Annotated in this window: 9 protein-coding genes and 1 pseudogene; 3 read left to right on the forward strand and 7 right to left on the reverse strand. The window is 35.8% G+C overall.

From position 1 onward, the window contains the following. Positions 1-12 precede the first annotated feature (12 nt). From NBW37_RS02990 to NBW37_RS03020, 7 genes are all read right to left on the reverse strand, one after another. Positions 13-1,344: a DNA recombination protein RmuC gene (locus NBW37_RS02990; protein WP_250296848.1), complete on the reverse strand. Its 1,332-nt coding sequence runs from the start codon at positions 1,342-1,344 to the stop codon at positions 13-15. Positions 1,345-1,458: 114 nt separating this feature from the next. After that, entirely contained in the window at positions 1,459-2,481 is a 1,023-nt protein-coding gene (locus tag NBW37_RS02995; protein ID WP_250296849.1) for a hypothetical protein, read from the reverse strand. Between the two features lie 140 nt (positions 2,482-2,621). Then, a complete protein-coding gene (locus tag NBW37_RS03000) occupies positions 2,622-3,812 on the reverse strand; it encodes a phage major capsid protein (RefSeq protein ID WP_250296850.1) in 1,191 nt (396 codons plus the stop codon). A 331-nt stretch (positions 3,813-4,143) separates the two neighbouring features. Then, a complete protein-coding gene (gene pyrF / locus NBW37_RS03005; RefSeq protein ID WP_250296851.1) occupies positions 4,144-4,815 on the reverse strand; it encodes an orotidine-5'-phosphate decarboxylase in 672 nt (223 codons plus the stop codon). A gap of 29 nt (positions 4,816-4,844) precedes the next feature. Beyond that, positions 4,845-6,374: a coiled-coil domain-containing protein gene (locus NBW37_RS03010; protein ID WP_250296852.1), complete on the reverse strand. Its 1,530-nt coding sequence runs from the start codon at positions 6,372-6,374 to the stop codon at positions 4,845-4,847. An 88-nt stretch (positions 6,375-6,462) separates the two neighbouring features. Then, positions 6,463-7,824 (reverse strand): hypothetical protein, encoded by a 1,362-nt coding sequence (locus NBW37_RS03015; RefSeq protein ID WP_250296853.1) that lies wholly within the window; start codon positions 7,822-7,824, stop codon positions 6,463-6,465. Between the two features lie 77 nt (positions 7,825-7,901). Further along, complete coding sequence (locus NBW37_RS03020) at positions 7,902-10,358, reverse strand: valine--tRNA ligase (RefSeq protein ID WP_250296854.1); 2,457 nt, start codon at positions 10,356-10,358, stop codon at positions 7,902-7,904. Between the two features lie 644 nt (positions 10,359-11,002). Here NBW37_RS03020 and NBW37_RS03025 point away from each other — a divergent pair. The 3 genes and pseudogenes from NBW37_RS03025 to NBW37_RS03035 all read left to right on the forward strand — a co-directional run. Next, positions 11,003-11,386 (forward strand): hypothetical protein, encoded by a 384-nt coding sequence (locus tag NBW37_RS03025; RefSeq protein WP_250296856.1) that lies wholly within the window; start codon positions 11,003-11,005, stop codon positions 11,384-11,386. Between the two features lie 120 nt (positions 11,387-11,506). Next, positions 11,507-11,698, forward strand: a complete 192-nt coding sequence (locus tag NBW37_RS03030; RefSeq protein ID WP_250296857.1) for a hypothetical protein — start codon at positions 11,507-11,509, stop codon at positions 11,696-11,698. A 79-nt stretch (positions 11,699-11,777) separates the two neighbouring features. Beyond that, positions 11,778-12,014: pseudogene (locus NBW37_RS03035) on the forward strand (PD-(D/E)XK nuclease family transposase); the annotation flags it as partial. Positions 12,015-12,196: the final 182 nt, after the last annotated feature.

A 12,196-nucleotide genomic window follows, 5' to 3' on the forward strand; every position in this document is an offset into this window, starting at 1 on the left:
TATGTAAGAAGTCTAATCTACTTTCAATTCCTCAGCATGTAAACTGCGTGGTAAGGACTCTAACTCCTTTGCAGCACTTAAACTTTTATTTTTTGCATGTATACCAAGCTTATTGAATTCTCGAGCAGCAGGAAACACTCTTGCTTCAAGCGAACCAGCAGTTTTATTATAATGATCAACAGCACTTTTTAAGCTCCTGCGCAAATTATCAAAGTTTTCACCCATTGTGCAAATGCGCTCATATAAAATATGACCTAGTTCACTGATTTTCTTTGCATTTTCAGCTATCATCTCTTGCTTCCATCCATACGCTATTGCTCTTAGCAACGCAATTAGAGTGATCGGTGTTGCAATGATCACTTTTTTCTCCACTCCAATCTCTATCAAAGCAGGCTCATATTCTAGTGCTGCGCTAAAAACCCCCTCCCCTGTTAAGAAAAGCACCACAAGTTCTGGCGTATTTTCAAATTGATTCCAATACTCTTTTTTACCCAAGTCATTTATGTGTTTTTTTATTGCCAGGGAATGATTCTTTAATTTCTCCTTTTGTATTTGCAAATCATTTTGTGATATAGCATCCATGTAAGAATCAAGCGGCACTTTAGCATCTATTATTATTTGCTTTCCAGATGGCATTTTAATTATTAAATCAGGACGCAATAAATTATCCTCGTTTTTATCAATCACTGAGGCTTGAGTAAAAAAATCGCAATATTCAATCATCCCCGCTATTTCTACCACTCTTTTTAACTGCATTTCACCCCACTTTCCTCTGATGTGAGGTTTTCTCAGGGCATTAGCAAGGCTAGAAGTTTGGTTCATCAGCGCTCCAATTTGCTCCTTTAAACCTTCATAGGCCCCTACCCTCTCTTTTTCCAGCTCACGTATTTCACTGTCAAATTTTTCTAATTTTTCTTTTATTGGAGTTACAACTTCGTTGATCGTTGCTTGTCTTTTTTTGAAATCGCTTTCCGTTTCTTTTAATTTACTATCGATTACTTCCTTTGCTAAGTTCAGAAAATTATTGTTATTTGTTTGCAAAGCATCAAGAGAAAGTGCTTTAAAAGTGTTTGTTAATCTCTCCTCTGCTTTTGTTAGTAACTCTATTTCCTTTTTCTTTTCCTCACGTTCTTTTTGCAGAGTCACTTCAAGCTCTGCTTTTTTGATCTTTAAATCAACTATTTCTTCATTCTTCGTAAGCAAACTTTGCTTTGTTTCTTGCTCTAATTTACATAAATTAACTTCAAGGTTTGCTTTCTCTTTACTCAATTTTTTATTCTTTTTTATGATAATACAGAGAAATAATAGTAAAGAGAGGCTAAGAACTATAGAATTGAAAAGCATCAGAATAAAAGAACTGTGTCTACAATTCTATATGATTTTTGTGTATATAAGAAAGAAAAAAAGAGCACCTGAAGGGGTGCTCCTTTTTGAAAGGTTTACTATAGTGGTTACTAATTAACGAGAATGATCATTACTAGCGGCTTGTTCTGCTATTGATTGAGTAAATAATGAGTTCGGTGCCACCTTGCAAAACAGCATTTCTCTTTCCAAGCTTGCTCTCGAAAGAAAGTCAGATATCTCTGGAAAAAACTTCAGCTTTGCTCCCTCTGGAATAACAATACTATTACCTTGAGATTTATTTGGCACTGCAGATGGTGTAATAGTTGTATAATTGTTAACCACTTGTTGTGTCGTAGTAGTATTGAGCTTAGGTCGTCCCAACGCTGTACCTTCAAATGGCTCGTTAGATATACTATCTACTTTAACCGTTGTTACATCATCTTTTAATCCTAGCATTTCTTGTACATCTTTATTTACAGGGTTCTTTAAAGGGTTCTTTAAGTTGCTATCCAAATACTCACCATTTTCGTTCTTCTTTACTATCGACGCTATAGGTACAGAAAAAATACTAGTAGGTTCTCCAAGAGTATAGCCAACAACACGGTATTCATCTTTACCACACTTTATATATATAAGAAGTTCAGTAAAAGATTCATTTGCGTTTACATTATGACTTTTATAGTCCTGAACCACTAAAGCTTGCTTTAAACTTAGATCTATGCCATTTAAAGCTGTGTTAAGCTTAAGCTCGCCTTCTTCACGTTTATTAACTACAGATTCTTGAGATTTTTCATCCAGTGTTGGTTGAGCAGGCTCTTGTGTTGTAGTCTTAAGGGGCTCATATGGCAGCGGTGTTACAGAGCTATCATCACTAGGAGTTTTTAGACCTTCTGGCTCTACTGTTGGTGTTGGCCTGCTAGGAGCAGGAGTTTTTGGTGTTGTGTGATCTTTTGATTGATCATTTGCTTGAGTAGGTTCATGTTCCTTATTATCTGAACGCCCCTCATGCTGTGATGTATTTTGTTTTGCTTTACCACCAAATAACCACTTCCAGCCTGATGAAATTTTTCTTGCAACCCATGAAATTCCTGTGTGATCAGCAATCCACTTAAAAAACTTTTTTATACTTTTCCACATACTTTACTCCTTAAATTAATAATAAACTAACTTAATTATCTCGTAAATAGTATAACATGTCAACTATTTTTTACTTTAAAGGGAAAATATATGGTATAAGAAGAAGTAAAAAGGTTTTGAAGGCGGTGCTGTTGAAGTTTTTAGTACTTGCTCGCAACTTTCAACAATTTAATAGCGCTGGTGTTTACAACCTCTCCGCCAACACGCTTAGTGACAAAAAATCTAACGTAAGGCTTATTCGTATAAGGGTCTCTTAATATTCTCATTCCTCTGTTGTCTACAATCTTATAAGCTTGTTTGAAATCTGCCATCGCAATTACTGGTAGCTGATTGTTTGGCGCTGGTGGCATATCGGCAGATTGATATACTGGTATCCCCATTAAAGTATCTGGGGCTTTAAGCGACAAACTTGGCTGCCAGAGATATTGACCCTCTTGAGATTTTAGCAGCCTAATGTTTTTTAACGTACTTCTGTTCATCAAAAATGATGCATTTTTAGAGTAATACTCATTGAGAGAATAGTACAATATCATTATTGAATCGCTATCTAATTTTTCAGTTTTAACTTGCTCTATTTTATTGTAGCCCTTTCCATCATCATAAGCTAAAATTCCTTTGGGTTGAAAAGTACCCTCACCCTTAATGAAGGCTTCGCTTTCTTCCTTACTAAAAGTCTCGGCAATCTTTTCCACCAGCCAACTTTCAACATCAACAAACGCATCATCGAGTAACTTTTGTGATATTTGTGGTTGAGCATATAACTCGTAAGTCGTGATGGAAATCTTTTGGATTTTGGGCGTGTCCGTATCTTTTGCAAAATCATACTTAGACTTATTGCCACCGTCCTCATCATCTACTGTTTCACTGCTCCAACCTGCACCGGCGCGGTCAAAATCTTCTATAATGTAATCCAATGTTTCAGTAGAGATTCTTTGACTGGAGCATATTTGTCGCATTGGAGACGAATCAGTTACGCGCTTGTTTATGCGTTTTACAATATGCGGAGTAACTAGATACCCTCCGATATCATTATCATCCCCACTGAGGGTTTTGTGTGATAAACCGCCCTTGCGGATATAATCAGAAAAATATTTATCGCTTGTGCTAAAATCTGTATTTACTTCTGGACGTTGAGCTGCAGTTTCGATCAAGTCTAAACGCTCTTTGCAACTATCAATGGCATTATTTACCTTGCATAGCTGCTCAATTGTTGCAGAATCAGCATGCCCTTTGCTTTCAATTTCTTTTAGTTTGCGATCATTTATTAATTTAAATTGCTCCCATGATGAAGCGAGTTCATTAATACGGTGAGCGATATTGGTAAGTGACATAATAGCCTCCTTTGAAAATAAAATGAAAATGGAAAATTAGTTAGCATTAGACTTCTTTTGAATTTTACAGGCAACTGTGCTGTAATTTGAAGACAACAACCCTGTTGCTACAATAACAACTACACTTCAGCATGAAAAAAACCGAAGAAAACTTATCTGTTGAAAATGTAAATCGGAAAATAGCGTGGCACTTTGTGCCACACTTAGTACTGTAAGCTCAACCCAGCAATTAAATTAAGCGAGGTAAAACAAAAGATAACAACACTATATAATGTTCGTTTTTTCATGTCAAGCACTTTTTTTATCTGCTTCAAACTTTTTTTTATCTGCTTCAATTAGTAAGGGATTTCAATATTAATTCTGCACTACTTGCAGCTTTTGTAATGGGTCTGCCAATGACGATATAATCAGCTCCTGAATTTATTGCTTCTTTTGGTGTTGCTGTCCTTTTTTGGTCGTCATGACCTGGATCTATACGAATTCCTGGAGTAATAATTTTAAAGTCTTCACCGCATTCTCGGCGCACTTCTTGAGCTTCTAGTGCAGAACAGACTATTCCATGGAGTCCAATCTTTTTTGCAAGCCTTGCAAGCAAAATTACCTGTGATTTTGCCTCTCTTGCTACTCCAAGCTCGTTTAAATCCTCATTGCTCATACTAGTTAGCACTGTCACTCCAATCAGCTTTATTTTTGTGCCTTGCACTACACTTAGCGCTTCTTCAAGCATTTTTGTCCCACCGCTGATGTGCAGAGTTAACATTTCAACGTTCAGAACTTTTATTACTTCAACTGTTTTAGCCACAGTGCTCGGAATATCATACAATTTCAGATCTAAAAAAATTGGTACATTGCATTTTGCAACTTCTTGCACTCCAGAAAGACCTTGAGCAGCAAAAAATTCTAATCCCAGCTTAACCATGCCAACTTTACCACGCAGAGCATTAGCTAGAGAAATAGCCTTATTTAAGTCTTGTGTATCCAGTGCACATATTATTGGGTTCATTATCTTGCATGATTTATTTTATAATAAGACTAATTTGTTGTATTGTCAAGTTCTACATTCCGAAATTGACTGCGTTTACAACGTTCTGTCCACGGTAAATCTGGCAATTTGGTCGGAGTGGATGAGCGACTGTTATATCCAGAATCTTCCTCGGATCCATATCCACGATCTCCTGCATGTAAAGGAACAGATGTTTCGTCTAGCGATGATGCATATACAAGATCTTCCAGCGAAGAAGAAGGCGTTTTGTCTGGCAAAAGCCGTGCAATTTCTTTTTGTAACGCAAGCTTTAATATTTGAGTCGTGTTTAATACTGCTTTTTCATCATTATCTCCTGTTGGTCCTTCTATTTGGTCTGTTATACAGCTTATCAACAGTTGCATAAAATTTACTTGTTCTTTCTTCTCTTTCAAAAAACCCTCTTCAAGTTGTTCTATTTGACTGTCTCGTTCTAAAAGTGAATTTCTTAAACTTTTTACTTCATTATTACAATCTTTTCTTATCCCATCTAACTCAAAAGATTGATTTTTAATTAAACCATTTGCTTCATCTAACTCTTCGAATTTCTTTTTTAATTCTTGAGATAAGTTTTTATTTTTCTGATTAGTTTCTTTAAATCTACATTGTAACTCATCTAATTCCGCATAAAGTTCTTTTTGTCTTTTATGTAATTCTTCTTTTTTATTATATAATATATTTTTTTCTTTACATAATTTTTCTATTTCCTTACATAATTCTTCTTTTTCTTTAGATAATTTTTCTATTTCCTTATGCAATTCTTCATTTTTTAATTCTGCATGTTTATTATTATCTATTTTCCTTTTCAATTCCGTTATGCGTTTTTCTTTTTCAGCTAGATTAACTTCTTTTTCTTGTAAATGTTCACACAAACGCGTGATTTTACAAACTAATTCTTCTGCTTGCTCACTAAGTCCATCTTTTTCCTTCATTATTTTTTCTAATTTGCCTGTTATTCTAAATACACGGTCTATTTTAGCTTCTAATTTTTGCTCTAAAGATTTTTTTTCTTCAAGAAGAGATTCTCTCTCAACTTCTGACTCATTTACTTTCTGATTCAATTTTAGAGTTATTTTATTCAATTGTTGTTCTGCATTATATAACTCGTTCATTTTACCTTCCAGTTCTTGCGTTCTGGCAATTAACTCCCGAGCTTTCTGGTTTAATCCTTGTTGTGTAACAGTTTGTTCTTCCTTTAACTGATCTATTTCCTTATTTAACCTATCAATTTTGCTTTCTAAATTCTGCTTTTCTCGAGTTAATTCATGTTTTAATTTTTCCACTTTTTTGTTTCCAGCTTCTTTTTCCAGAGTTATTTTATTTTCCAACTCTTGCTCTTTTCGAGCGAATTTACTTCTCTCAACTTCTAGTTTCTTATTATTGCTAATTATTTTATACGAAAGTGCAAGCACCAAAACAGATAATGCAGCTAAAGCGAGAGTTAGAGGAAGAGGCACATTAGAAGTTACAATAAGCGCTAAAGATGTAAGTAACGTTAAGGAACTAGCTATAAAATAAAATGCATTAGCTTTTTTAAACAAATTATCCCTCTTCACACACACAACTTCGGCAGTCTTATATATATTTGTTAAGATTCTCTTATCTGTGGAGGTCTCTGCACTTACATTGTTAAAATGCGATAGAATTATTTGTTGAATCTCTCAAAGGCGATGAATGAGAGCTGCTGAAACTTGCATCAGAACTTTTTTGATCTTGTGGCTCTGAGTTTTCTTTAGATATAGATGAATTAGAAGATTTTTTGTTGTGAAAAGTTTCTCTTGTTTTTGGTGTGGATGTGTAAGGTGGTTTTGGTTTCGAAAAAGAGCTTTGACTTGCACACCCTCCTTCAAATTCTAACAATTCACTGCTTGTATCCTTTATCATTTCCAGTGAATTAACTATTTCTTGTACTATTTTTTCTTGTAATGAACTTTGTTCCAGCGTGTTTAGCATTTCCTCACAGTTGTTAATACTTTTGTCGAACCTCTCTTCCACTTTTAGAGATTTATCAAAAAGAGCTTTATCAAAAAGAGATTTATCAATATTAGAATTTTCAGATGAGTGCTTTTCGTTTTGTTTATGTAAATCAACATTTTTACTTGTTATATTGAAGCTTGCCTTCAGATGTTCTATTTCTTTTTCTACTTTTTTTTCCATCTCTTCATTTTTATTTTCATCTCCCCCTTTCCCTTCTGATGCATCATATAGTTCTTCTTGCGGTTCCTCTGACCACTCCATTTCCTCATTTAGCCTTTCAACTTCGCTTTCCAAATCTTGTTTTTCTCGAGTTAATTCCTCCACTTCTTTGTTTGCAGCTTCTTTTTCCAGAGTTATTTTATTCAATTGTTGTTCTGTATCACGTAACTTCTCTTTTGTACCCTCTAATTCCCGTACTTTGGCAACTAACTCCTGATCTTTCTGATTTAATTTCTTCTGTGTATCAGTTTGTTGTTTCTCTAACTGTTCAACTTTACCTTCTAAACCTTTCACCTTTTGCTCTAACTCAGCTTTTTCCTTCTGCAGCTTATCAAGAGTATTTTTATTGACGGCTTCTAATTGTTCTTTCTCACCATTTAACCCTGCAATTTCGCTTTCCAAATCTTGCTTTTCTCGAGTTAATCTATTTGATTGATTCTTCACTTCTTTATTTACAGCTTCTTTAGCTTTTTCTCCCAGAGCTATTTTACTTTCTAACTCTTGTACCTTACTCTCTGATTGTTGTTTTAACTCTTGCTCTTTTTCAGCAAATTTATTTCTCTCAGCCTCCATTTTCCTATTCTTGCTAATCATCTTGCATGAAAGTGCGAGTATCAAAGTAGATAGTATAGATAAACTCAAGGCAACAGGAAGAGCTACATTAAAGGCTGCAATTGGAGATAAGAATGCAACATAAGGAGCAACAGCAAGTGTCCCAGATGCAAGCAATGCCAAAGTAGCAAGAGTACCAGCTATAAGATATGGCGCATTAGCTTTATTATATAGATTTCCCACTATCGTTCCCTCATAAGTAAAGCTATCGTTATGGTAACGCTCACATTAAAGGAAGTCAAACTAATTTCACATAAAAATCAATATAAATCTATATTCACTATGTATTTCTCGTCTTCAGTTTCAAGCTCAGACTGCATCCACTCTATCGTTTCCGCATTGCAAACTGCCTGCAAATCATCCTGTGCGGATTGATCCAACTTATCCTCTTGTACGCTCGCTTTTATCATCAACTTTTTTATCAGATGCTTAACTGATACATTATTATCTGCCTTCATCTTTCTGATAATGTTTAATATCTGAATAACATTATCTCCCATTTCCTCTGAATATTTATCGTAGATAAGCTCTTCCTTACTCGGCCAATTACTTTGATTGTGTACAGAATTATAACTATATAACAGGTGGTATATCTCTTCCGTAATGTACGGCAGAAAAGGTGCAAATAACCGTAAAATAATATTCAGTACATATGCCAAACTTTGCTTTGCACTTAAGTTTGCTTCGCTGTTTACTTTATCTCCATATGCGCGCTTTTTTGCTAATTCCAAGTAGTTATCACAAAAGTCTTTCCAAAAAAATTCCTCTATTACGCCCAAAGCTTCACAATATTCAAACTGCAATAGGTTGTTCGTTGCCTTTTCTATAACTCTGCATAACTTAGACAATATCCACTTATCCATTGTCTCGTGAGCAGAATTTATGCTCAATGCTTGATGTTTTTCGATGAACATGGAAACAAGCTTGCTGGCATTCCAAAGTTTTGTAATGAGGCGCTTGCCAATTTTAAAGATATTTTCAGAGTAGACTGTGTCAACCCCAAGTCTTGAGTTCGCTGCCCAATAGCGCACTACATCAGCTCCATAAGTTTCAAGCATTACATGAGGAGTGATGATGTTACCTTTTGATTTACTCATCTTTTTTTTATCATCGGCTAAACACCAACCGCTGATCATAATGTTTTTCCAAGGTAAAGAATCTGCATGATAATGCGCTTTCAAAATCGTATAAAAAGCCCAAGTTCTTATTATCTCATGGCTCTGGCTGCGCAGATCTGCAGGAAATATTGTATTATAGCGATGATTTGGTAAGCTGAGCTCACCATTTACTGCCAGTGCACTTAGTTGAGGAGTAATTGAACTTGTGGCCCAGGTATCCATTACATCTTGATCTGGGATAATCTCTTCTTTGCTATACCCTTTTGGCAAATCTTTGAGTGGATCTATAGGTAGGTCCTTTATCTCAGCTAGAATAATTTTACCTTCTTCTCCCTTACGTTTTGAATACCATACTGGAAATGGTACACCAAAATAGCGCTGTCTTGAAATGCACCAATCCCAACTTAGCCCTTCTATCCACACTTCCATGCGTTTACGCATAGTAGCTGGATGCCAGTTGCATTCTTTTACTTTATCTAATACTTGAGCTTTTTGCTCTAAGGTCTTGATAAACCATTGATAAGTAGGTAATATCTCAAGTGGTGCACCAGATCTTTCTGCGCACTTAACAGAATGAGAAATATTAGTGCTTTCTATCAAAAGTCCTCTTTCAGTTAGAACTTCAATTATCCGCTTTCTTGCTTCTTTAACCCTTAGTCCATTTATTTCATAGATTCCAGTGTCAGCTACTTGAATGACATCATTCAGGTTCATCCTCCCATCCTGATTGATGATAATTTTCATCGGCAGATTATGCTTTTGCTGCCAATATATGTCGAGCTCATCACCGAATGTACAACACATAACAAGCCCCGTGCCTTTATCTATTTTTACCTTATCGTCAGCTATTATTGGAACTTTCTCCTCTGCTATTGGCACCACGGCTGTTTTTCCGATCAGATGAGTGTAGCGTGCATCTTCTGGATGACAAAAAACTGCAACGCATGCGGGAAGTAACTCAGGTCGCGTAGTTGCAATATTGATCTGCTCATTTTCTTCAGTAGAGAAAACTATCGTGTTTAAGGATGACTCAAAAACTTTATCTTCTATTTCTGCTTGCGCAATTGCGGTTTTATCAACCGGGTCCCAAAGGATGGGCTGCATTTTTCTATATGCATACCCTTTATTATATAGATCAATGAATGACATTTGTGAAAGCGTCACAGTTTCCTTGCTGATCGTGTGATATTCCAAATTCCAGTCATAACTAATGCCAACTGATTTAAATAATTCCTTGAATTCTTGCTTTGATTTCTCAATAACCTCATGGCACATCTCTATAAATTTTTCTCTGCCAACTTCTTTTGCACGGGTTTTATAGGTTTGTTCAACCAATCTTTCAGTGGGGAGGCCGTTATCATCAAACCCAATTGGATAAAACACATCTTTGCCCAGCATGCGTTGAAACCTGGCAATAAAGTCTGTGTGGCAATAGCTGAATATATGGCCAATATGGAGTTTTCCCGATATTGTCGGTGGAGGTGTGTCTATAGTGAAAGTGTTATCCTTTTCACCATTCCATTTATAAACTTTACTGCCTTCCCACAATATGTTGTATTTTTTCTCAATTTCTTGAAAGCTGTACTTTTCTTCTAACATAAATATTTCTCAATTTTAAGCTTTAAACTATAGCTAGCGCAGCCCTACGTCATACCGCCGCGGTATCTCTTAGCATAGATCCTGCTAACAAGTAGCGGGATGACGAGGTTATCGTCATACCACCACGAACCGTCATACCGCGATTCATTCGCGGTATCTCAGCCGCTAACACGTAGCAGGATACTTAACCGTCATACCGCATAAGTGTTGAAAGTGCAATCACACAAGGTGATTAATGGTATGTAAATCTCCTCTTGATATCAACCTTCGTTGTTGGGAAAGCAGATAAACCACGTCGAAAATTCGCTTAAACCTTCTAACCACAGGCAAAAAGGCGCTTTTTTAATTTATTTTATTACCATTGAAATTTACGCCGTTAACCACCTTATATAATGCCACTTATAGCACTTTCAACACTTATGCGTCATACCGCGATTCATTCGCGGTATCTCTTAGCATAGATCCCGCTAACAAGCAGCGGGATGACGATTATCGGTAAACCTAAATTACTTTAGCTATAGCACAATTAAGTAAAGACGGCTACGCCAAATTTTTACAAAAATAACACACTATGGAAAATATTACTTGACGTTAAGTTTTAAAGGCATTATACTGCCTAAATATTATTTATATTGAGGTCTAATATGTCACTAAAAGAAAAGATAAAACAAGTACTAAATCAAATACCAGGATCACAAAATTTGGACATGGAAGACACAGCAGTTAAGATAGTGAACATGCTGAAAACTGAAGAGCTAAAAGCTGAAGCTAAAAATGAACTTAAAGCTGATGAGGCAACAAAAACGGCTGCAATAGATGCTCTAAAAGCTGATGAGGCAATAAAAACTGAAGCTAAAAATGAACTATCAAATGAAATGCAAGAAAAAGTAAATAAACTTGAGCAGATAGAGAAGGAAAAAACAGACTTACAAACTCAATTGGGTGCAGCTAATACGCAAAAAACAGAATTAGAAAAACAATTAAGTAAGAAAGGCGAAGAATTAGAAGCTGAAAAGCAGAAAGCCTAGAAGGAAAAAGCAGAATTACAAACTAAATTCGATCAAGAAAAACAAGCACTAGAAGCCAAAAACAAAACAACTGAGCAACCAAAACAAAGCAATGGAGCGAAGTATACCGCTACTGTTGGTATGGGTCTTGCTGCTGGGTTGGTAGCATTTACTGCACTTGAACGTACAGTGAGATTAGAGATGTTAGTAATGGTTGGTATAGCAGTGGCATCCGCACTTGTAGCCGGTGGTATTACATATGCAGTATTACCTAGTACTCAAGTAGATGGAGCGAAAGCACAAGAAGTAAGTGAGAATGGGAAAAAGAAGTAAGTAAATAAAGGTGGCTTGACACAGTTTATATGTGTCAAGCCAAATGGTTATGTATTAATCTTTTTTCAGCATTTTTACTATGGCTCTTTCTAAATTTCTCGATCCCAAGGATGATCTGGCGTATCTTTGGCACTGAAAAGAATAAAGATATTCTCATTCACTTTCTCAATGATATATTGGACTTCACTGGCAAAGATGAAATAGAAGAAATAGAATTTTCAGCACTATCATGGATGCTGAAATTGCCTTTGATAGACAAAGTATAGTTGATGTTCTTTGCAGGGATTCTAGTGGGTCCAGATATATCATTGAGATGGTGCGACCTGAAAGTCATATTGTTTGAAGGGAGCTTCAGAAAGAAACTGAAAGAGTTCTAAAACTTATTAAACCAGATGTCACCTAACCCACTGTTGTATGACAAAAGGAACAGAGACACTATAGAAAGTCCTGCAACAAGTCATTAATTGCAAAAATTTAATATAAATTATAAAATAAATC

The organism is Wolbachia endosymbiont of Oedothorax gibbosus (assembly GCF_936270145.1).
Classification (GTDB): domain Bacteria; phylum Pseudomonadota; class Alphaproteobacteria; order Rickettsiales; family Anaplasmataceae; genus Wolbachia.

What these genes read in the sequence shown, in the direction of transcription:
- NBW37_RS03020 (WP_250296854.1), bottom strand. Translation starts at nt 10,358, where the DNA reads ATGTTAGAAGAAAAGTACAGCTTTCAAGAAATTGAGAAAAAATACAAC.
- NBW37_RS03030 (WP_250296857.1), top strand. Translation starts at nt 11,507, where the DNA reads ATGGGTCTTGCTGCTGGGTTGGTAGCATTTACTGCACTTGAACGTACA.
- NBW37_RS02995 (WP_250296849.1), bottom strand. Translation starts at nt 2,481, where the DNA reads ATGTGGAAAAGTATAAAAAAGTTTTTTAAGTGGATTGCTGATCACACA.
- NBW37_RS03000 (WP_250296850.1), bottom strand. Translation starts at nt 3,812, where the DNA reads ATGTCACTTACCAATATCGCTCACCGTATTAATGAACTCGCTTCATCA.
- NBW37_RS02990 (WP_250296848.1), bottom strand. Translation starts at nt 1,344, where the DNA reads ATGCTTTTCAATTCTATAGTTCTTAGCCTCTCTTTACTATTATTTCTC.
- NBW37_RS03025 (WP_250296856.1), top strand. Translation starts at nt 11,003, where the DNA reads ATGTCACTAAAAGAAAAGATAAAACAAGTACTAAATCAAATACCAGGA.
- pyrF (WP_250296851.1), bottom strand. Translation starts at nt 4,815, where the DNA reads ATGAACCCAATAATATGTGCACTGGATACACAAGACTTAAATAAGGCT.